This window comes from Mesorhizobium sp. ESP7-2 (genome assembly GCF_020164715.1).
GTDB lineage: Bacteria > Pseudomonadota > Alphaproteobacteria > Rhizobiales > Rhizobiaceae > Mesorhizobium.
This window is the reverse complement of sequence record NZ_JAIUGQ010000040.1, coordinates 23,578-43,417: the sequence shown is the minus strand read 5'-3', so window position 1 is coordinate 43,417 and position 19,840 is coordinate 23,578. Positions and strand designations below refer to the sequence as shown.

25 protein-coding genes are annotated in these 19,840 nt (G+C 60.8%); 17 read left to right on the top strand and 8 right to left on the bottom strand.

Features of this window, described 5'->3' with window-relative positions; genetic code table 11:
• Positions 1–3: 3 nt before the first annotated feature.
• On the bottom strand, positions 4–246 hold the full coding sequence (locus tag LB543_RS27670; RefSeq protein WP_224616417.1) for a hypothetical protein: 243 nt from the start codon (positions 244–246) through the stop codon (positions 4–6).
• A gap of 32 nt (positions 247–278) precedes the next feature.
• Here LB543_RS27670 and LB543_RS27665 point away from each other — a divergent pair, with 32 nt between their 5' ends.
• The gene (locus LB543_RS27665; RefSeq protein ID WP_224616416.1) at positions 279–1,247 is read left to right on the top strand and encodes a hypothetical protein; all 969 of its coding nucleotides are present in this window, start codon (positions 279–281) and stop codon (positions 1,245–1,247) included.
• 78 nt (positions 1,248–1,325) lie between these two features.
• Here LB543_RS27665 and LB543_RS27660 read toward each other — a convergent pair whose 3' ends face one another.
• Positions 1,326–1,523 carry a Flp family type IVb pilin gene (locus LB543_RS27660; protein WP_224616415.1) on the bottom strand — a complete coding sequence of 66 codons (198 nt, stop codon included), beginning with the start codon at positions 1,521–1,523 and terminating at the stop codon, positions 1,326–1,328.
• 439 nt (positions 1,524–1,962) lie between these two features.
• Here LB543_RS27660 and LB543_RS27655 point away from each other — a divergent pair, with 439 nt between their 5' ends.
• The 4 genes from LB543_RS27655 (at position 1,963) to LB543_RS27640 (ending at position 6,418) form a co-directional block, all read left to right on the top strand.
• Positions 1,963–3,477, top strand: coding sequence for a TadE/TadG family type IV pilus assembly protein (locus LB543_RS27655; protein WP_224616414.1), 1,515 nt, complete (start codon positions 1,963–1,965; stop codon positions 3,475–3,477).
• A 68-nt stretch (positions 3,478–3,545) separates the two neighbouring features.
• Positions 3,546–3,761: a hypothetical protein gene (locus tag LB543_RS27650; RefSeq protein WP_224616413.1), complete on the top strand. Its 216-nt coding sequence runs from the start codon at positions 3,546–3,548 to the stop codon at positions 3,759–3,761.
• A gap of 384 nt (positions 3,762–4,145) precedes the next feature.
• Positions 4,146–5,372, top strand: coding sequence for a pilus assembly protein TadG-related protein (locus tag LB543_RS27645; protein ID WP_224616412.1), 1,227 nt, complete (start codon positions 4,146–4,148; stop codon positions 5,370–5,372).
• A gap of 617 nt (positions 5,373–5,989) precedes the next feature.
• Positions 5,990–6,418, top strand: a complete 429-nt coding sequence (locus LB543_RS27640; protein ID WP_224616411.1) for a hypothetical protein — start codon at positions 5,990–5,992, stop codon at positions 6,416–6,418.
• A 441-nt stretch (positions 6,419–6,859) separates the two neighbouring features.
• On the opposite strand, the gene LB543_RS27635 is transcribed toward LB543_RS27640, so the two are convergent.
• From LB543_RS27635 to LB543_RS27610, 6 genes are all read right to left on the bottom strand, one after another.
• Positions 6,860–7,078 (bottom strand): hypothetical protein, encoded by a 219-nt coding sequence (locus tag LB543_RS27635; RefSeq protein ID WP_224616410.1) that lies wholly within the window; start codon positions 7,076–7,078, stop codon positions 6,860–6,862.
• A 35-nt stretch (positions 7,079–7,113) separates the two neighbouring features.
• Positions 7,114–7,446, bottom strand: coding sequence for a hypothetical protein (locus tag LB543_RS27630; protein WP_224616409.1), 333 nt, complete (start codon positions 7,444–7,446; stop codon positions 7,114–7,116).
• 13 nt (positions 7,447–7,459) lie between these two features.
• Positions 7,460–7,855 (bottom strand): hypothetical protein, encoded by a 396-nt coding sequence (locus LB543_RS27625; protein ID WP_224616408.1) that lies wholly within the window; start codon positions 7,853–7,855, stop codon positions 7,460–7,462.
• Between the two features lie 169 nt (positions 7,856–8,024).
• Positions 8,025–8,444, bottom strand: a complete 420-nt coding sequence (locus LB543_RS27620) for a hypothetical protein (protein WP_224616407.1) — start codon at positions 8,442–8,444, stop codon at positions 8,025–8,027.
• A 25-nt stretch (positions 8,445–8,469) separates the two neighbouring features.
• On the bottom strand, positions 8,470–8,694 hold the full coding sequence (locus tag LB543_RS27615) for a hypothetical protein (RefSeq protein ID WP_224616406.1): 225 nt from the start codon (positions 8,692–8,694) through the stop codon (positions 8,470–8,472).
• Positions 8,691–8,894, bottom strand: coding sequence for a LacI family DNA-binding transcriptional regulator (locus tag LB543_RS27610; RefSeq protein WP_224616405.1), 204 nt, complete (start codon positions 8,892–8,894; stop codon positions 8,691–8,693). Before LB543_RS27610 ends, LB543_RS27615 begins: the two co-directional genes overlap by 4 nt.
• Before the next feature lie 119 nt (positions 8,895–9,013).
• Between LB543_RS27610 and LB543_RS27605 the strand changes: the two genes are divergently transcribed.
• The 12 genes from LB543_RS27605 (at position 9,014) to LB543_RS27550 (ending at position 19,701) form a co-directional block, all read left to right on the top strand.
• Complete coding sequence (locus LB543_RS27605; protein ID WP_224616404.1) at positions 9,014–9,520, top strand: hypothetical protein; 507 nt, start codon at positions 9,014–9,016, stop codon at positions 9,518–9,520.
• The gene (locus tag LB543_RS27600) at positions 9,517–9,996 is read left to right on the top strand and encodes a hypothetical protein (RefSeq protein ID WP_224616403.1); all 480 of its coding nucleotides are present in this window, start codon (positions 9,517–9,519) and stop codon (positions 9,994–9,996) included. Before LB543_RS27605 ends, LB543_RS27600 begins: the two co-directional genes overlap by 4 nt.
• On the top strand, positions 9,993–10,424 hold the full coding sequence (locus LB543_RS27595; protein ID WP_224616402.1) for a hypothetical protein: 432 nt from the start codon (positions 9,993–9,995) through the stop codon (positions 10,422–10,424). Before LB543_RS27600 ends, LB543_RS27595 begins: the two co-directional genes overlap by 4 nt.
• Positions 10,425–10,545: 121 nt before the next feature.
• Complete coding sequence (locus LB543_RS27590) at positions 10,546–10,860, top strand: hypothetical protein (protein ID WP_224616401.1); 315 nt, start codon at positions 10,546–10,548, stop codon at positions 10,858–10,860.
• Between the two features lie 389 nt (positions 10,861–11,249).
• Positions 11,250–12,470, top strand: coding sequence for a septal ring lytic transglycosylase RlpA family protein (locus tag LB543_RS27585; RefSeq protein ID WP_224616400.1), 1,221 nt, complete (start codon positions 11,250–11,252; stop codon positions 12,468–12,470).
• 94 nt (positions 12,471–12,564) lie between these two features.
• Positions 12,565–13,728, top strand: coding sequence for a D-alanyl-D-alanine carboxypeptidase family protein (locus tag LB543_RS27580; protein WP_224616399.1), 1,164 nt, complete (start codon positions 12,565–12,567; stop codon positions 13,726–13,728).
• 81 nt (positions 13,729–13,809) lie between these two features.
• Positions 13,810–14,484 (top strand): dTMP kinase, encoded by a 675-nt coding sequence (gene tmk, locus LB543_RS27575; RefSeq protein WP_224616398.1) that lies wholly within the window; start codon positions 13,810–13,812, stop codon positions 14,482–14,484.
• Positions 14,481–15,536, top strand: coding sequence for a DNA polymerase III subunit delta' (locus tag LB543_RS27570; protein ID WP_224616397.1), 1,056 nt, complete (start codon positions 14,481–14,483; stop codon positions 15,534–15,536). Before tmk ends, LB543_RS27570 begins: the two co-directional genes overlap by 4 nt.
• A gap of 139 nt (positions 15,537–15,675) precedes the next feature.
• Positions 15,676–17,229: a methionine--tRNA ligase gene (gene metG, locus LB543_RS27565; RefSeq protein ID WP_224616396.1), complete on the top strand. Its 1,554-nt coding sequence runs from the start codon at positions 15,676–15,678 to the stop codon at positions 17,227–17,229.
• Positions 17,229–18,029: a TatD family hydrolase gene (locus LB543_RS27560; protein ID WP_224616395.1), complete on the top strand. Its 801-nt coding sequence runs from the start codon at positions 17,229–17,231 to the stop codon at positions 18,027–18,029. The genes metG and LB543_RS27560 overlap by 1 nt, the downstream gene beginning before the upstream one ends.
• Entirely contained in the window at positions 18,026–18,847 is an 822-nt protein-coding gene (locus LB543_RS27555) for an MBL fold metallo-hydrolase (RefSeq protein ID WP_224616394.1), read from the top strand. Before LB543_RS27560 ends, LB543_RS27555 begins: the two co-directional genes overlap by 4 nt.
• Positions 18,848–19,176: 329 nt before the next feature.
• Positions 19,177–19,701 carry a dihydrofolate reductase family protein gene (locus LB543_RS27550; RefSeq protein ID WP_224598033.1) on the top strand — a complete coding sequence of 175 codons (525 nt, stop codon included), beginning with the start codon at positions 19,177–19,179 and terminating at the stop codon, positions 19,699–19,701.
• Positions 19,702–19,840 lie beyond the last annotated feature (139 nt).

Below are 19,840 nucleotides of genomic sequence, written 5' to 3'. Positions count from 1 at the left end.
ACGCTAGCGCGTGCCGATCTGATCAAAGCCGGGGTCAAATCCGAAGCGATCGATGCCGCAATGCGCGATTGCGCGTTTTTCGTTGCCGCGCATGGCAACCGAAATGAATGGATCCAGGAATTTCAGCGCATGGCCGCGGCTCTCGGGCTTAGGGAGGTGACCTGAAATGGCCTTCATAGCGCCTCTTGCTGGGGAGCCGCTGTGCCACTGGAGAGGATCGCCACTGACGCTGAGAAGATCATCCATTCTGCCAACACCAACAAAGGAGGGCGTCCCGAGTGACGTTTCCATTTCCCACGATGATCGTAAATCCATTCGTCTTTACCCCGCCGCCTCCCGCATCCGCCATGCCATCCTACTGGAACGCCGGCGGGCTCGGTGATCGAACCTCATCAATCACTGTCACCACCACAGCCACTCTTGGCGGTGGAACCATCAACAATCTAATCGATGGAGGGTTCGCCGCCAACAGCACGGATGCCTGTTGGTTCAACAGTGGCCAGACGTTGAGGGAAGTTAAATTTGATTTTGGTGCGGGTGTTCAGAAGATCATCGACGGCTTTCGCTGGGTTCAAGATACCCACTCCGACCACGGCACATGGGTATTTGAGGGATCAAACGACGATAGCACGTATACGACCATCGGCAGCAGTTTTGCTCTCGGCGGCGGCGGCATAGTTAAATATTTCTTTTTCTCAGCCACAAACACCACGGCCTATCGTTACTATAAGTTGCGACAAATAGCGGGCGCAACGGCATCTGGCCCATGGCTGAAAGAAATCCAATTCAGGATCGCCGACCCTGCTATTGGGGAGGTGCGTGATGCCCTCGTAGACGGTGATCGCACCAGCCTGATCACAACGACGACGACCGCAACCATGACGCTCGGCACACACATCGACAATCTGGTGGATGGACTCTTCACGGCCGATGCGAATGGCGCTGCGGCGTTCACTAGCGGGGAGTCGTCACGGGAGATCAAGTTCGACTTGGGCTCTGGTAAGATATTGACTGGGTTCCTGTGGCTGCAAGACACCGAACTTACCCATGGAACCTGGGTCATCGAGGGCTCGAACGACGACAGCACCTATACCGGACTGGGCAGCAGTTTCACTCTTGGCGGTGCGGTGATTCAGCAACAGACGTGGTCCAACAGCACGGCTTATCGTTATCACAAATTGCGACAGACCAGCGGCACGACGAATACCTCGCCATGGCTATACGAGATCGAATTCAGGATCACGTGAAGGAGTCAGGTAAAGGGGGCCGGCATTCGCCAGCCCCCTCAAAGGTTCAATCGAGGACGGCGTGTGGCGCCTATGTCCTTAGCATGTGCCGCCAGCGGCGCCCGCAGCAGTCAACCCTTTGCCATTGAGTTTTGCGCAAAGGCCGGTGAACTGACTGCCGACCCATCCGCCGATGGCAATAACCGCAACGATCGATGCTGCCGCTATGATGCCGATCAGGATTGAGTATTCGACCATGGCAGCACCAGATTCGTCATCCCTGAACTGCGAGGCCATGTTTGTAAATTTCTTCATGTTTACGCTTCCCCTTTTACACTCTGAAAATGGACGTGGTGAATTCACTCCATAGTGTCTTGCCCGCCTCGTCCTACATTGGTCCTGTTCCGTGCCGCGATGGGGTGTCAACTGTTGTTTAACGAAGCATTAACTCACGGATGCTTGCCGAGCTTCGCCAATTAAAACTTAAGTGTCTGCTAATGCAGGGAATTTCGCTGTCTTTACCATAGGCGCGTTTCGCGTATCGCCAGCGGTGCATGCGATTAAGGCAGATATACCCCGTTATTTAGGAGTTTCTAATGCGCCTCATCTCGGCTCGAATGCTCCTGCCTCGTCCGTCAGTTTAACTACCGCTAATGCAACCCCTTGCTGCATAGAGGCAGCGCGCCTATGCTCGGAGGCACGGGGAAATGCATGCGGCGTGTGGTGGAGGGGCTGGATGCTTCGCGTGTTGCGTGAATTCTGGAGAGATCAACGCGGGGTCGCGATGATCCTGGTGGCCATTATGATTCCGGTGCTCATCGGTTTCTCGCTGTTGGCAATCGATATGAGCCGGCTCAATAGCCATCATAATGACCTGCAGAAGGGCATCGATGCGCTTTCGCTCGCTGCCGCGGCCGAGCTCGATGGCCGGTCGGACAGCATCACCAGGGCCAATAGCGCCATTACCAATCTGGTCAGCAACAAGACCCTGCTTTCTACATCGGGCGATCATGCACTGGTATTGGCTGATGTCACCGTAACTTACCTGACCGGAATACCCGCTTCCGATGACACCGCGATCAGTACAGCCGGTGTCGATGCCGGTGGCACAAACTGGGCCAGCACTGACCCCAAGGCGGTATCGTTTGCCGAAGTCACGGTGAATGCGTCGGGGTTGACAGACGGAGCCGGCGCGTTCGCTACAATCTTCCCGGCAAGTCTCTTCGGCGGCAAGGACAAGTTGGAAATCCAGCCGCAGGCGGTGGCCGGCTTCGTTCAATCCATTTGCGAGACGGTGCCGCTTTTCATGTGCAACCCGTTCGAGACGAGCGATCCTGCGACCAGCAAGACCATCCAGCAAGCCTTTGCATTGGGAGACACCTACGGACGAGAGTTCCGCGTTTTGAAAGTGGACTCGAATCCCGGCCCCGGCAATTTCGGGCTGGTAGACAACAACCTGAGTTCAATTCGAGACGCAATCGCGATGGGAACCTCTGGCACCTGCTACAATCGGGATGCACTCACCACCAAAACTGGCGTCACTTTGGGTCAGGTCAACACTGGCCTGAATACAAGGTTCGATCTTTACAGCGGCTCCCTCAATAAGCAGACCAAGAACTGGCAGTACCGCCCTGCGAGCAACGTCCGGAAGGGACAGAAAAACGGCTGCAGCAAGTATGACCCTGTTACCGACAATACGGCGCTACCCCTTCCGCCCGGCACCAACTACAACGACTCTAAGGGCATGTCTGACCCGATCGGTTCGCAGGGCTTCTGGACCAATTACTGGCAGGTCAACCACGGGGCGGCATACCCAACGGTACCAAGCGCCACAAACCCAACAGGCACCACGACCGCTCCGGCGTCCAGGTATGACGTCTACAAATATGAGATTGCTAAAGGGCTGGTCGACGACAAATCAACCGCACCCACGAAAGAAACTGGCACGCCGTCTTGCTACAAGGGAGATGATCCAACACCCGATCCCGATCGCCGCCTGCTCAACATGGCGATCGTCAACTGCCTCGCAAACCAAGCCAAACTGAACGGGCATGTGCAGTTGAAGCCAGACGGCTATGTGAGCGTGTTCGTCAACACCCCGATCCAGAAGCAGGACAACACCAAGGACCCCGAAGATCCTTCAGCCGGCGAGAAGCCAATCAGCCTGGAGATCGTCGACGTCGATGGTGGGTTCGCCAACAACACCCTTGTCGATAAAGCCTTCCGAAACGAGGCACAGCTCTACCGGTGAAAGGCGCCAAACTCGCGCGGTGTTCCTCGCCATTCTTTCAACGCCGAGCATGGCTGACATGTCGGGGGGTGGGCCGCTATGCCGGCGGCGCCTTCGTCACCTTCGAGACCGACAAGCGCCAGCGCCTATGGGATCGGGTGCAGGGAAAGGTAGGCGGGCCGGTCCCGAAAGGGCTCAGGAGCGACAAGGCTGAATGGCTGAAGCCGGGCCTCGTCGGTCGCGTGCGGAAGGGCGAGGAGAAGCTCCGTCACGCCAAGCTGCTCGATTTCCGGGATAAGCAGTAGCCAGCCGGTCTTGCTCATAAGCCGAGACTTATGCAACATCCGCCGCATGCGCGATTGTGATCTGACCGAGCGGCCCGGCAAGGGGTGGACTCCGTGGAAGGAAGGACCAGTCGACGGCGCACATCGTCCTTATGCCGTTGCACCATGCCGGGGATCAGGAAGGCTGGGATGGCACCAGAGCCTACAACAAGACCGGGATTGACTGGACGTCGCGATCCTTGATGCCATCGTCCACTATGACGCTGGCATGCCCGGAGTAGGCCCTGTCGAAGCAATCGCAGAAGGAAAACGGAAGCGTACAAGGTTCACGCCAGCGACGTCTAAGCTTCATTAGAATGTCTGAATAAACCCTTTCTTTACATATAAGTGATTTCTAATCCGGGCATGGCCCGCAATTTGTTCAGCCGAATTCGGTTTGCAATAAACGGTATATGCCGGGATACATACGCAAACGTTGCGATCATCTTCGCGCTCAGCTTACCGATCGTTGTTGGTGCGGCGGGGTTCGGTATTGAGACCTCCTTCTGGTACTATAACAGCTTAAGATTGCAGGCGACCGCCGACGCCGCTGCCTATGCCGGCGCGCTCGAACAAATCTCAGGGTCCGACAAGCCGACGATCGTCGCGGCCGCAACCCAGTCGGCCGCATCAAACGGGCTCGGCTCCGGCACGATCGTCGTCAATACGCCGCCCGCGTCCGGGTCGAACACGGCGAAGAAGGCGGTCGAGGTGGTCGTCGGCCAGAATCTCGACCGGATGTTCACGTCGCTCTTCACCCAGGGCCAGGTTCCCGAACAGGCGAGGGCCGTCGCCCTGATCACCAATGCCTCCAAGGCCTGCATACTCGCGCTCGATCCCTCCGCTTCGAAGGCAGCTCTGTTTTCTGGCAACACAAGCGTGAAGCTCACCGGCTGCTCGGTGATGGCCAACTCGATCGCCTCGGACGCCTTAAAGCTCCAGGGATCGGCGAGCCTCCAGGCCGATTGTGTGGTTTCGGCGGGTGGCGTCTCCCTCAGCAACCCCGTCACCACGGTCTGCCCCGCGCCGATCACCCAGGCGTTGCCGGCCGCCGATCCATTCGCCGGCCTACTGGCGCCGGCGGCTTCGAACCCCTGCCAGGACGATTCCAAAGCGACGCTAAGCCCAGGCACTTACTGCAGCGGCATGGCGCTAAAGGGCAATGTCACGCTCTCGCCCGGCGTCTATGTGGTCCAAGGGAATCTCAAGATTAACGCCAACGCTGCCATCACTGGCAGCGGGGTGACCATCTTCATGTCGGGCAGTTCGACGGTCAGCATAAACGGCAATGCCTCCGTGAAGCTCAGCGCGCCGACTTCGGGCACCTATTCAGGCGTGCTGTTCTATGGCGACAGGACCGGTAACAGCGCCTCCAGCACCTTCAACGGCACCGCGGACTCGCTGCTGACTGGGGCCATCTACTTTCCAAAGCAGCAGATCAGCTATCTCGGCAACTTCTCAGGCAATGGCGGCTGTACCCAAGTCGTCGCCGATACGATCCAATGGTCCGGCAACTCGACCATCAATCAGGATTGCGCGAGCCTCGGAATGCGCGACATTCCCGCCACACAGTCCGTCCTACTCGTCGAATAGTAGGTGATGGGTAGTGTGTGCTTTGAGTTTGCTCGGAGCGGAGCGCAACCGCGACTGGAAGCCGACGTTCGATTCAGACCGAATTACGATCCTCTCGTGCGGCCGAAAGCAGACCGCGCTTGCCAGTCGCTACGTGCTTCCGTCACGCCCTAAACCCTTTCGCTGCCTCACCTCAGTTCCTTCTGCCATTTCGGGACTATGGTGCTGGCATTCATTTTGCGTCCTACCAGCTTGCCGGTAAATCCCGGTCCTGGTCGCGTATTCTAATCAGGTAGCTCGTCGGGCGAGTGGGTGCATGGGGTTCCTCGCCCGGCGAGCGCACCTGTTTCCCACAGACACCAGTCGCTTACCCCCTCCTCAGCCGCACCCCAGCGCCGCCACCATTCTCGGGGCTGACAGGTCAGTCGGACAGCAGCTCCAGATCGCTTAGGCCTTGCCCAAAACCACGTCACCGGGGCGCCAACCAAGCTGACCTCTGGCGAAAGCGTGCGAAGGGTCGCCGGGATCATACCCAGGCTGCAACGCTATGCGGCACCGCGATGGCAGTTTGCCGGAGGGTTGCCAATAAGTCGCGGCTTATGCATTATCCCTGCGTTTCCGACATCGGAGCGCGAGTGATGCTGGCTCGAACGGGCGATTTCCCCTGCGACATCCACCGGATAGCCCGAGCCTGCGGCGTCACCCTTCACGACGCTGAAGAAAACCGCACCACCGGCCGCAAGCCGGGCCATTGCTATTGCAAGCCGGCGGTGCGCGCGATCGGCCGCGCCTATGGCGAGTCGCACCTCGCTCTGGTGTTCAAGCTCACCAATCAGACTGGCAATGGTTGCGAACTCCACGCCGCCACGCTGCAGGCCGTGTCCTACCTGGTGCGGATCGAGGCGATGCCGATCGGCTCCGAGCTCTTCGATGCCTTCGATCGGATCGACCTTGGCCATGTCCGCCGGCTGGCCAGGGTCATGCCCGGATCTGCGGCCCACAACATGGTGGCGCTGCTCTTCCCGATGCTGGCCGGCACAGCGATGTTCCAGAAGGCCGCGGCGTGACCGAGATCGAGGTCGAGGGAGTCGGCAGCTATCGCTTGCCCAACGAATGGCAGTACGGGCGCCTAGGCCGACTGCGGGGCGAGAAGCGCCACACCGCGGTCCTGGCCTTCGGGTGCGGGATGACAGTGCGCCAGTTCGCCAAGCTGCCACCAGATAGGCAGCAGGCAGTGCACGGGGCCTATCTCGACCTGATCCGGCCGCCAGAGCCCGAGCCCGTCGATAACGACGTCGTGTCGCTGCCTGGCGGCCGCTGGTCGACCGAGCTCAAAGTCAGGGTCGGGTGCTGGTTGCACCATATGAAGGAAACCCTGCCGCGCGGGCATTTCGGGCCGTGGGTTGAGAAGCAGCCCGGTCTCTCTCGCTCGAGGGCGCTGCACTGCATGGCGCTGGCCAGGGAAGCCAGCAGAGGGCAATCGAGGCGAGGGCGGCGTAGTCTTCCGCTCATTCCTCGCCGTAATAGAAGGCGGCCTTCCCGGCCTTGGTGAAAATCCAGTTCTCGCTACGATAATATTCGCCGGTGCCACCACTATAGGGAAACCACCAGCCATCATCCGTCACGACGTAGACCGGCTTGGACCCGTCGTAGATCACATTTTCCTGGTGGAAGTAGGCCGGCTTGCCGCTCGTGTCGAACAGCCATCGGCCCTCGTCAATCGGCATTGTCTTTCTCCTGAACTCACAGGCGGCAGCATAGGCTATTTCCGAGGCGGTTTCGCTATCCTGAGATCAACTGACTTGATGGCCGAAGCGATCATCCTAAGCTTTGGCTTCTGACGCTTGCGATCTTTGAGCGAAGAGAACACGGCGCTTCCCAAGGGGCTCAGCCGGTAGCCGACGGTGCCTTTGTATTCATTGGCGATACCCTGCTCGGCCAGCCCCATGGCGAGCAGATGATCTATCATCGGCTGCGCGAGACCTGGCAGCGATCCGACGGGATCAAAGTCGCCGGCAGTGCCAGCCAGGATCCTGAGCGCCTTCACCTCGTGAGGCCTCAGGCCTTCGGCAATCATGATTGCTTGTCGGTCCATTGATCCCATCCTTTTACCGGCGCTTCGAGCGGCCGTCGGGCTCGATTATCCGTCTCTCCAAATGTGTGCAATTATCGCACTTCAGCGTCTTCTCTTGGACGCCGGCCGGGCCAAGTATCGGGTGCGCGTGCACACTGACTACCTTGAGCTTGCCGGTATTGCAGATCGGACAGCCCTCACCAGAAGTCAGTGTGGCGATCTGATCTTCCAGTTTTTTTATCTGCTGCTCACGGTCGTGAATTGTTATCTGCGCATCTGAGAGTGCGATTTTTACATCGGCGAGGCTGCCATAGAGATCGGCCATCTGCGCTTTAAGAGCAGCCTTGTCGAACCCCTTGTCTATGTCTCTCAGGTCTTTGACGACGCCTATTGCCTGCGAAAGCAACGACAGTGCTGCCGCTATATCCATTTGCCCACCTCCCCGTTGTTTTTAGAACAACAGCATCTCCGACGGTCAAAAACAAGCCGGCTCCCCGATGGGCGAGTGCTTGACGATTTCAGCAGGAGGGCAAGAGAGATGTCACGCAGTTGCGTGGACATTCCGATGTGCGCGGGAGGTTGTTGAAGTTTCGTTCGGCCTAGTTCGGTGGCTGCCCGCAAACATCCATGAAGGCAAGCGCCCCCTTCGCTACCATGCTTTTGTCGGCCACCGCGTGAGCGCTGGCGGCCGATATAGCGTCGAGGTTCTTTTGCAGGCGATCGGTGATGGGCCGCACCTTGTCGCCACCGATCTGTTCCAGCTCGAACTTTAAGAGCGCTAGGTCGAGCGCGGCGAGAATTTCGACTGGCTTACCAGACCCCTTGCTGTGCAGGCCAAGCACAACAAACTCGCCGCGGCATTTGCCGCCATCGCCGCAGGGCTTCAGGTGGCAATCGCGCTGCTCAAAGTGATTTGAGGTTCCTCCCTGGCTTGCGCGCGCGAGTCGGTTGCGCGATGCTTGCGGCCGGGCTTGGGAGGGGGAAATGTTTCCGAGACTGTTGGCAGTCGCTGCGCTCACGGTCGGCGCCGTAAGCAGCGCTCATTCAATCGAAATCTCGCGAGAGCAGTGCGAACTGATCCGCCAGCAATTGGTCGCCAGCGCTACGGCCTCGAAAAACGCGCATGAAGCGGTAAGGGACATCAATCTTGGTCATGTCCGCTGTCAGGGCTTTCGTGGCAGGGATTTTCTCCACGGCCACCCTCCACCAGAAATAAGCCGCCAGCGCGCCGAAGACGGCGGTCCCCAGATTCGCGATGCTTTCCATCATTTCTTTAGCCTCACGCCAGCGCCGCCGCCATTCTCGGGAATGAACTCGACACCGGCGGCTTCGAGGGCGCGCTTCACCTTGTCTCGGGTGTCCGCATGCATACCGCCGCGCTCGTTTTCGTAGCGCGTCAGGGTGGCAGTCGTCACGCTCGCCATTTCCGCCAAGTCGCGGACACCAATCTTTAGCGCGGCCCTGGCCATTCGCATTTGGGAAGGCGTCAAATTATCACCCTGTGCTGACTAGTTGTTACTGTGTGTTGACATTAACACCGGATACAAAGTATCTATCACAGTGTAACAACTTTTCAAAGGAAAACACCATGCCGAACACACCAGTTCTGGCCGCCGGCGAAGCTTTGCCCGGCGCCGAGGGAATGATCACCGGGCGGTTTTCCCGCCGCGCCATGCTCGCCGGCCTTGCGTCCCTTCCGGCCGTAGGAGGCGCCACAGCGGCCTCTGCAGCCGCACCAGCGATTGAGCCAGAAATGACCGACGATGAATTGATGGCGCTCGATTGGGCACCATGGGAGCATCAGGAAGGGGAATTCGTTCCTCCCACGAACCAGCAATGGTACGACGAGGTCAATCCGACGCTTATCTCCATTCGGATTGCCTGGACCATCATGTACAAGACCAAGGCAGAGCTGATCGCAATGCTCGGCGGATTGGACAACGAAAAAGGCGCCGACGAAGACAAGACGATGGCTGTCGAAATGTATGAACGGATCGCCCAAGCCGCAGAACGCATCGATGCACTGCATGACGTCCTGCACGGCGCCGGCTCGCGTTTGATGATAGCGGGATTGAATGTGGGGCATACATCATGAGCGAGCTCCTGACACGCCGCGCCGCCCTTGGCGCAATAGCCTCCATTTCGGCCACCGGAGCCGCCACGGCGGCAATCGCCACATCTGGCGAGGCAAAACCCGAGAAGCCCATGACGGCGCGCGAGCGCTACGACTTCCATCTGGCGGAACTGCACAAGGCCGCCGAGGAGATCAATCCCCGGATCGCCTACTGGGATGACATCAGCGACCTTGGAGGGAACGGCACCTCCGGCTGCCCGGTGGCCATCGTTGCCATGTGGCGCACCGGGCGATACGAAGGCGACGGCATCTATGAGGCCAAGTATTGTGGGCGCTACAAAGTCAGGCTCCAGGAGGGTCTACAGGACGGAAAACGCGTGTTCACCGTCAACGCCACTCCAGACAACGGGCGGAAAGGCAGCCGCATGGTGATGACGGAGGACAAACTGGAGGGCTTTATCTGCAATCGTGTCGATGCGCCGAAGAAGGTGGCATGACCATGACGAGCCGTCGAGACATCCTGAAAACCATCCCCGTGGCAGGCTTGGCCGCGATCGTTCCAGCCGCGGCCGCCACAGTGACGGAAACGGACGAGACCCGGGACGCGGAGCTTCTGCGGCTCGAGACGGAGTTCATCGGCGCGCTCCACTGGTGGGACCAAGCGACAGACGCAACCGCAGCGGTCGAGCTGGAATATGAGGCGGGAAGGGCGACCTTTGCCCGTCTACTCGGCGTCGAGGGTGCCGAGGCGAAGCGCGCCGAGGCTGCCAGTGCCCTTGCTGATCAGATCCGCGATACCCGGCCCAAGACCACGGTCGGGCTCATGTCGAAGCTGCGCGTGTTCGAACGTTGGAACTTCGAAGATGACGAGATCGCCCCGGTCATCATGGCCGATGCCAAGGCGATCGAGGGCAACCAAGGCTGAAAAGTCAAACGCGTTTGACAAAGGCTCGGCGGCTTCGCTTTCGGGCCTTTTTCATGTTGCCAAATCTCAGCCAATAGGAACATATTCCCGGCGCGGCGATTTCACACTCTGAGGCCGCACCATGTCCAAGACCATTGCCGACGCCATTCGCAGCCGTGAGACGTTCTACGTCACTTGCGGTCATCCCATGTGCAGTCATTCCATCCAGATCGATATGGAGGCGCTTGGCGCCCGCCTGGGGCTCGAGCATGGGGCTATGCACAATGACCTAGTGAAGGTCTTTCGGTGCGATCAGTGCAAAAAGGCGGGCAGGGACCAGCGGCCGGTGTTCTTCACCTGCATCCCCGACTACGGCACGATTGATCGGAAGAGGATTGGCATTGGCACCGAACTTGGCACCGGACAGGCAGGGAAGGGTGGGGACGAGGTAGGATGATGGCTCGCGAGCGGCAGAGAAAAAGCGGGGAAAACCGGGCTAATCGGGACCGCCGATGACGGCGCGGGATGGCTTTCACCACGTTTCAAGACCGGTGCCTTAAACCGCTCGGCCATCCCTCCAGTGACTGCCGGCCACTGCTCTAGTGTGCCCGGCGAAGGCCTGTCAACCGGCTTGGCTGAAACGGGCCTTTGCCGGCGCCCTGGGACCAGACGAGCGGCGTCACAATCTTGCCCGGTTCCGGCCACAATCGGTTAATACCGTGATAAACAATTCCTGCGCACAAAGGATCGGGGTCCGGGACGTCGTTGGCATTGTCGAGTGAGTGCTTGGCTCTTCTGATGGTCGGATACGACGTCTTGGGTTGAGACTTTAGGGGACAATCAAGAATGCAGGCTGTGACGCACCCGCGTCTTCGTCACGTTGCCGCGGTTGCGTTGCTTGCAGCGTCCGCTGCATTGCTTGCCGCTTGCGCGTCGCAGCCCGAGCCGAAGGGGATGGTCTACAAGAAGACCCGCTCCAAGGAATATTTCGCCGAGACCGAATATGGCGTGAAGGCCAGTCCGCGCGCTGCCTTCATGCGGCGCGGCGGCGGCCGCGACCAGCTTGGCAAGCCCTATCAGGTGCGCGGCAAGTGGTATTATCCCAAGGAAGACAAGAGGTACGCCAAGGTGGGTCTGGCCTCGTGGTATGGTGACGCCTTCCATGGCCGGCTGACCGCCAACGGCGAAGTCTACGACATGGCGCATCTGACGGCGGCGCATCCGACCATGCCGCTGCCCAGCTATGCCCGCGTCACCAACCTCGAAACCGGCAGTTCGGTGATCGTGCGCGTCAATGACCGCGGCCCATACCATGAGGGCCGCATCATCGACGTCTCGGAGCGGGCCGCACAGATGCTGGACTACGACAAGGTCGGCACCGCAAAGGTGAAGGTCGAATATGTCGGCCGCGCCCCGCTCGACGGCAATGACGACCAGTATCTGATGGCCTCTTATCATCCAGGCAACCGCATACCGGATCCATCGGATGGCCTGCCGACGGGCGTCATGGTGGCCATGAACGGGCCTTCGCCGAGCCTTCCGATGGGCGCGGCCGCCGTGCCGTTTCCAGGTCAGTTGACCGATGCCGCGACCCCGGTCGAGGGGCAGATGTCCGCGCAGCCGGTCTTCGGCGATCTCGCGCTGCCCGATTTCGGACCGATCGTGCCGGAACGGCCGGAGATCGGCTTGCCGCCGCAATCGCCGTTCGCCATGGCCTCGCTGTCCTATGCCGATGAACGCGTCCATCGCGCGGATGTCTTTGCCGCTCTGGACGAAAGCGGCATGGCGCCCGCCGACATCCTGCGGTCGTGGAAGAAGACCAACTCCCGAGCGGCGCCGTCCAGCTCCGACTATGTCGCCGCCGGCACGTTCGACGATGCCACCCAAGCCGAACGTGTGGCCTCGGCGCTGAAGCCCTTCGGCAGAATAGAAATCCAGCGCTCCGATCTCGACGGCAATGACTGGTATGCGGTCAACCTCTATCCGGACGGCCATGGCGGCCTGGACGAGTTGTTGAAGGCGGCCTGGTCGCACGGCGCGCCCGACGCGCTGGTCGTGCGCGACTGATCCAGGAGCCGGCTTTCCGCCGGCAGTTGATCCCTCGCCGAAAAAGCTCGATAGTTTCGGCACGCCGGAGGGGCCGGCCAATGGGTCGCGTTTCATGCAGTTTCGCTTGCTACAGCCTTTCGCCGGGTTTTTTCTCCTCGGCCTCCTGCTTACGCTTTCGCCGGCCCAAGCGCAGCTTTTCGAAACCAAGGCCGCACAGGCCTTCATGATCGATGCCGACACCGGCACGGTGCTGTTTTCGAAAGATGCCGACAAACCCATTCCACCGGCCTCGATGGCCAAGCTGATGACGATGGAAGTGGTTTTCAACGCCCTCAAGTCCGGTCGCCTCAAACTCGACGATACGTTCGTGGTCAGCGAAAACGCCTGGCGCACAGGTGGCGCGCCGTCGGGGACCTCGACGATGTTCGCCAAGCTCAAGTCGGCGATCCGACTCGAGGACCTGATCCAGGGGGTGACCGTGCAGGCCGCGAATGACGGCTGCATCATCATAGCCGAAGGCATGGCCGGATCCGAGGACAATTTTGCCAGGGAGATGACCGAACGCGCGCGCCAGATCGGCCTCAAGACATCGACTTTCGTCAATTCGACCGGACTGCCGGCCGATGGCCAGCAGACAAGCGTGCGCGAGTTGGCGCAGCTCGCCCTGCATCTGTGGCGCGAATACCCGGATTACTATCGCTACTATGGCCTGAAGGATTTCACCTGGAACAAGATCTCGCAGAGGAACCGCAACCCGTTGCTGGCGATGGACATCGGGGCCGACGGCCTGGCTGTCGGCGCCAGCGAGACATCCGGCTTCGGCATCGTCGCTTCGGTCAGCCACGACGGCACGCGGGTGATCGCGGCGATGAGTGGACTGGCCAATGACAAGGAGCGCGCAGAAGAGGCGCGCAAACTGCTCGACTGGGGCGTTCGTTCGTTCGAGAAGACCGAGATTTTCGCCAAGGACGAGGTGGTCGGCGAGGCCCAGGTCTTTGGCGGTGCGAAATCGGGCGTGACGCTGAAGGCAAAAGGTCCGATCGACATCTTCCTGCCGATCACCAACCGCGACAAGCTGACGGCCAGGATCGTCTATACCGGCCCGGTCGCCGCACCGGTGGAGGAGGGGCAGCCGGTGGGCGCACTGCGCGTCTGGATCGGCGACACGCTGAGCCAGGAGACACCGCTGTTCGCAGCCGAGTCGATCGGCGTCGGCACGCTGCCGCAACGCGCGCTCGATGCCGTCAAGGAATTGGCGATCGGCTGGCTGCGATAGCACCGACGGCATGGACGTTTCCCCGAACGCGGACTATCTAGAGCGCAACAATCCACTCAAACAGGAATAAAGGCCTCTCGGTTGGCGCGCGGATTTTTCATCACCTTCGAAGGCGGCGAAGGCGCAGGCAAGTCGACACAGATCGAGCGGCTGGCCACAAAGATGCGCGCCAAGAAGTATGATGTCCTGCGCACGCGTGAACCGGGCGGCTCGCCGGGCGCCGAAGCAGTCCGGCATGTGCTGCTTTCGGGCGCCGCCGAACCGTTCGGGCCGAAGATGGAAGCGCTGCTCTTCGCTGCCGCGCGTTCCGACCATGTCGAGCAGGTCATCCGCCCGGCGGTCGAGCGCGGCTCCATCGTGCTTTGTGACCGCTTCCTGGATTCCTCGCGTGTCTATCAGGGTGTTACGGGCGGGATCGATCCGGCATTCATGGCCATGCTGGAACAGGTCGCCATCAACGGCATGATGCCCGACATGACACTGATCTTCGATATCGACCCGGCCGAGGGTTTGAAGCGCGCGACATTGCGGCGTGGCAGCGATGCCGCCGCCGACCGCTTCGAAAAGGAGACGCTGGCCATCCACCAGGCCCGCCGCGAAGCGTTCCTGGCGATCGCCGCGGCAGAGCCGGAACGCTGCATCGTCGTCGACGCGTCAGCCGACCCGGACACGGTGGAGGATGTCGTCACGGCGACCGTGTTTGCGGCATTGGAGGCAAGGGCGCCCGAGCGCAACATGCAGGTCGTACCGGTATGATCTTCGAACGCATCGCGCCGGAACAACATGATACGCTGGACGGTGTGCCGGAACCCTCCGAAACAGCGCGTCTGGTCGGGCACGGGCAGGCCGCCACCATGCTCGCCGCCGCCTATCGTGCGGGAAAGCTGCCGCATGCGCTGATCTTCGCCGGGCCGGTCGGCATCGGCAAGGCGACGCTCGCCTTCCATCTTGCCCACCACCTTTTGAAGCATCCGGCCTTCGACCAGGCGCCCGGAAACCTTGCGGTTCCCGATCCGGCCTCGCCGCTGTTTCGCCAGATCGCCACCGGGGCGCATCCCGGGGTGCTGCATCTGACCCGCCCCTTGAACGACAAGACCAAGAGCTTCAAGACCGTCGTCACCGTCGACGAGATCCGCAAGGTCAGCCGCTTCCTGTCGCTGACTTCGCACGACGGCAGCTACCGGGTGGTAATCGTCGATCCAGCCGACGACATGAATGTCAATGCGGCCAATGCCTTGCTGAAGAATCTCGAGGAACCACCGGCACGGACCCTGTTCATTCTCATCGTCCATGCGCCGGGCAGTCTGCTGCCGACGATCCGCTCGCGCTGCCAGGTGGTTCGATTCACGCCGCTCGACGCCAACGAACTGATGGCAGTGCTGGAGACAGCGGACCCGCCACCACCCGACGATCCGGCCGCGCGAGCCGCGCTGGTCGAGCGGGCTGGGGGAAGCGCGCGCAGCGCGATCCTGCTGACGCAGTATGGCGGGCTGGAAATCGCGCAGACGCTCGATGGCCTGGTGGCGACGGGAAAGAGCGATATTGCCGGTGCCTACCGCCTGGCCGAGGCCGTCGCGGGCAGGGACCAGGCGATCCAGTTCGACATCTTCAACCGCCGGGCGCTGGACCTTCTGTCGGACGCGGCAAGCCAGGCAGCGCAGGCTGGCGATCTCAAGCGGGCCAAAACGCTCTCCGATACTTGGCATGAGGCCTTGGACGCTATATCTGAGACGGACACCTACAATCTCGACAAGAAGCAGCACGCCCTGACCATGATCGACCGCCTGAATTCTGCAATGCGAATGTGACGGCCTTTTTGGTGCATGCCGTTGCCCCAATGCCGGGGCCACTTTTGGGCGGCATGCATTGGTCTCGGGATGGCAATCGCCATTCCGATGCGATATCCACCGCCACGGCTTCCATTCAGACATTCATGACGGTTCATTCATGTCACGCGACACATTCTACATCACGACCGCGATTTCCTATCCGAACGGCAAGCCGCATATCGGCCATGCGTACGAGCTGATCGCCACCGACGCGCTTGCCCGTTTCCAGCGACTCGACGGCAAGCAGGTCTTCTTCCTCACCGGCACCGACGAGCACGGCATCAAGATGCTGCAGACGGCGAAGAAGGAAGGCATTTCGGCGCGCGACCTGGCCGACCGCAACTCGGCCGAGTTCAAGCGCATGGCGACCGCGCTCAACGCCTCCAACGACGATTTCATCCGCACCACCGAGGAGCGGCATTACGCGGCTTCACAGGCGATCTGGAAGGCGATGGCCGCCAATGGCGACGTCTACAAGGGCGGCTATGCCGGCTGGTACTCGGTGCGCGACGAAGCCTATTACGGCGAGGAAGAGACCGAGGTCCGCCCCGACAATATCCGCTACGGGCCGCAGGGAACCCCGGTCGAATGGGTCGAGGAAGAGAGCTATTTCTTCCGCCTGTCGGCCTACCAGGACAAGCTCATCGCGCTTTATGAAAACCAGCCCGACTTCATCGGTCCGGCCGAGCGACGCAACGAGGTGATGAGCTTCGTCAAGTCGGGACTGAAGGACCTGTCGATCTCGCGCACCACATTCGACTGGGGCGTGCCGGTACCTGGCGACGAAAAGCACGTGATGTATGTGTGGGTCGACGCGCTGACCAACTACATTACCGGCGTCGGCTATCCCGATGAAAAAGCTGACAATTGGCGGTTTTGGCCGGCCGATGCGCACATCATCGGCAAGGACATTGTACGCTTCCACGCGGTCTATTGGCCCGCCTTCCTGATGTCGGCCGGCATCCCGCTGCCGAAGCGCGTCTTCGGCCACGGCTTCCTTTTCAACCGCGGCGAGAAGATGTCGAAATCGGTCGGCAACGTCATCGACCCGTTCACCATGGTCGAGCATTACGGCCTCGACCAGGTGCGGTACTTCTTCCTGCGCGAAGTGCCGTTCGGGCAGGACGGCAGCTACAGCCATGAAGCGATCGTCAACCGCACCAATGCGGATCTGGCCAATGGTCTCGGCAATCTGGCGCAGCGCTCGCTGTCGATGATCGCCAAGAACTGCGGCGGCGTGGTGCCGAAGCGCGGCGATCTGGCGGAAGCCGACAAGGTGATCCTCGATCAAGCGGTCGACGCTCTCGCCACCGCGCGCAAGGCAATGGCCGAACAGGGCATCCATCTGGCTCTGGCGGCGATCTTCGGCGTGGTTGCGGAAGCCGACCGGTATTTCGCCGGACAGGAACCCTGGGCGCTCAAGAAAACCAATCCCGAGCGCATGGAAACGGTGCTGTGGACGACCGCCGAAGTGGTGCGGCGCGTGGCGGTTCTATGCCAGCCCTTCATTCCGGGCTCGGCCGGCAAGCTGCTCGACCTCTTGGCAGTGCCGGCGGACAATCGCGATTTCGCGCATGTCCACGCCGACCATGCGCTTGTGTCCGGCACGGCGCTGCCTGCGCCAGAGGGCGTGTTTCCGCGCTATGTCGAACAGACGGACGCGGACGCCTGATGCTCGTCGACAGCCATTGTCATCTGGACTTTCCGGACTTCGCAGAGGAGCGGGCGACCATTGTCGCCCGCGCCAAGGCGGCCGGCATCGGCCGTATGGTGACGATCTCAACACGCGTGAAGCGGTTTCAACAAGTCCTTAAGATTGCAGAGACTTTCGACGAAGTCTATTGCTCGGTTGGCACCCATCCGCACAATGCCGCCGAGGAGCTCGACGTCACCGCTGCCGACCTTGTCCGCCTGTCCGCTCACCAAAAGGTGGTGGCGATCGGTGAAGCGGGGCTCGATTATTTCTACGACAAGGCACCACGCGATGCGCAGGCGCAGGGTTTTCGCGCCCATATCGCCGCCGCCCGCGAGACCGGGCTGCCTCTCGTCATTCATTCGCGCGACGCCGACGACGACATGGCCGCCATTCTCGAGGACGAGACCGGGAAGGGCGCCTTCCCGTTCATCCTGCATTGTTTTTCGTCGGGACGGCGGCTCGCCGAGGTCGGCGTGTCGCTAGGTGGCTATGTGTCGTTCTCGGGCATCCTGACTTTCAAGAACTCGGTCGAATTGCGCGCCATCGCCGCCGATGTGCCGCACGACCGGTTGCTGGTCGAAACCGACGCGCCATACCTTGCGCCGGTACCGTTTCGCGGCAAGCGCAACGAGCCGGCCTATGTCGCGCAGACCGCCAAGGTTTTGGCGGAGACGATTGGCGTCACCGCGGCTGAAATCGCCGCGGTGACGACCGACAATTTCTTTCGGCTGTTTGGAAAGATGCCACGCCCGGACCAGCGGGCACCCGAGGCATGAGCGACCGGCTGCGCCTGACCATTCTCGGCTCTGGATCGTCGCCAGGCACGCCGCGCATCACCGGCGACTGGGGCAATTGCGACCCCGCCAATCCCAGGAACCGGCGCATGCGCACGGCCGCGCTTGTCGAGCGCATCGCCGCCAATGGCAGCCGCACCACGGTCGTCATCGACACCGGGCCGGATTTCCGCGAGCAGATGCTGATGGCTTCAGTCAGGCGCATCGATGGGGTGATCTACACGCATCCGCATGCCGACCACATCCACGGCATCGACGATTTGCGCGGCTATGTGCTGGAACAACGGCATCGCATCGACATCTATGCCGACGAGCCGACCATGCTGCGGCTGCGCGAGGCGTTCGGCTATTGCTTCGAGACGCCGCCAGGCAGCTCCTATCCGCCGATCGTCGACGCCCACATCATCGACCATGCCAGGCCGGTTGTGATCGAAGGAGAGGGGGGTGCCCTCACCTTCGAGCCGCTGCCCCAGATCCATGGCGACATCATTTCGCTGGGTTTCCGCATCGGCGGGCTCGCCTACTGCCCCGATGTCAGCGACTTTCCCAAGACCACCGCCGAGCGGCTGCGAGGCCTCGACATGCTGGTCATCGACGCTTTGCAATACAACACGCATCCAAGCCATCTCTCGCTTGGCCAGGCGCTGGACTGGATCGAGGCGCTTTCGCCTGGGAACGCCGTGCTGACGCACATGCACGTGCCGCTCGATTACACCGCCGTGATGACCGAGACGCCCGACAACGTCGAACCGGCCTATGATGGCATGGTGATAGAAATCCCATACGAGTCAGAACGATAGAGACAGCAGTTCAGCCGGCTGTTCCAGTCGCGTTCGTGGGTTCGAGGTTGTGACGTGCCGGCATGGTGCCGTTCACGATGTTTGCCGCCACTGGCCGAAACCGCAGCAATTCTCGAGCTACGCCCCATGCTCTAGTTCCATAATCTATCTTATGCGACTTTCTGCCATAAGTCGGTGGATGGCGAAATGCGATGCCACGCGCGCGCTTGCGTCGCGCCCCGCACGCAATCTGCATACCTCTGGCAATTTTCAAATTGCGCCCAAACCTTCACTTACAGTTCTGGCGGCTTGGGGTATGCTGAAGGAACTTGGGATGGAGATTTTGCAGCATGGCGAAGTTCGTCTTCGGAATGAACCTGTCCCTAGATGGCTACGTCGACCACCAGGCATTTGGGCCTGATGCCACGCTCTTCCGTCATTGGATCGAGCACGTGCGCTGCCTGACGGGCAGCGTGTACGGTCGCGGCATGTACGAGGTCATGCGCTATTGGGATGAAGACCATCCGGAGTGGACGCCGGATTTACGCGAGTTCGCGGCGGCATGGCGACGGCAACCGAAATGGGTTGTCTCGCGCTCGTTGAAGTCGGTCGGCCCTAACGCCACGCTTGTCGCTGATGACACGGAGGCTGCAATACGCAGGCTGAAAGATGAGCTGACAGGCGAGATTTCGGTTTCCGGACCAGACATGGCGCGAAGCCTGACCGGTTTCATCGATGAGTATCGACTCTACTTCCATCCTGTCGTGCTCGGTCGCGGCAAGGCGTTCTTCGCCGGCCCCCGGCCACCACTCCACCTCGTGGCCAGTGACCGGATCGGCAAGGACGTGATCCGGTTGACATACGTTCCTGCCTGATCAGGGCCCTCAATGTCCCAGCCAAAAGGTGCCTCAAAGCCAAGACCGACGGAACCCTCCGGACGGCGATTTCGGCAATGGAATCCGACCGGCGAAGCAATTACCCTGCCCCAAACTGCTCATCAGGCTTCGGCTGGAT